Source organism: Treponema primitia ZAS-1 (assembly GCF_000297095.1).
Lineage (GTDB): Bacteria > Spirochaetota > Spirochaetia > Treponematales > Breznakiellaceae > Termitinema > Termitinema primitia_A.
In genome coordinates, this window is the sequence record NZ_AEEA01000008.1 from 1 (window position 1) to 600 (window position 600).

General features: G+C 58.7%; 2 protein-coding genes. One reads left to right on the plus strand and one right to left on the minus strand.

From position 1 onward, the window contains the following. A partial coding sequence (locus tag TPRIMZ1_RS18130) for a hypothetical protein (protein ID WP_010253332.1) occupies nt 1–234 on the plus strand: 234 nt, incomplete at its 5' end. An 82-nt stretch (nt 235–316) separates the two neighbouring features. Here TPRIMZ1_RS18130 and TPRIMZ1_RS20785 read toward each other — a convergent pair. Next, a partial coding sequence (locus TPRIMZ1_RS20785; RefSeq protein ID WP_232616714.1) for a hypothetical protein occupies nt 317–600 on the minus strand: 284 nt, incomplete at its 5' end.

Consider the following 600-nt stretch of genomic DNA (forward strand, 5'->3'; position numbering starts at 1 on the left):
GTCAGCTACATCACCGCCTGCTACTGGACCGGTTCGGTGAGTAGCAATGCAGGCACCGGCACCGGCACCGGCGGCACCACGAAGTTCGGCGGCAGCGACGCATGGCCCAGCGACACCATCAACCCCCAATGGGGCATCGTCACCGACAACCCCGGCACCAGCGGCCAATACTGGAAGAACCTTGGCATCACCGGCACCCCGGTGTATCCCAAGCTCTATTGGGAGGAGGACTAAAACGGCAGGCCCGGGCCAAACCCGGTGGAGTTTTGGCCCCGCCAAAACTCCGGGCAAGTTCCTTCGGAACTTGCCACCGCCCTTAAAAAGTCTGGAGGTACCTCCAGACTTTCTGGAGGGACAGACAGACTCTCTGGAGGGACAGACAGACCCTCTGGAGGGACAGACGGAAACTCTGGAGGGACAGACGGAAACTCTGGAGGGACAGACAGACCCTCTGGAGGGACAGACAGACTTTCTGGAGGGACAGACGGAAACTCCGGAGGGACAGACAGACGCTCTGGAGGGACAGACAGACAGAAAGGTGCCTGGCACCTTTCTGGTGATGATGAACAAATGAGGAGTATAGGTATGATGAATAGGAAA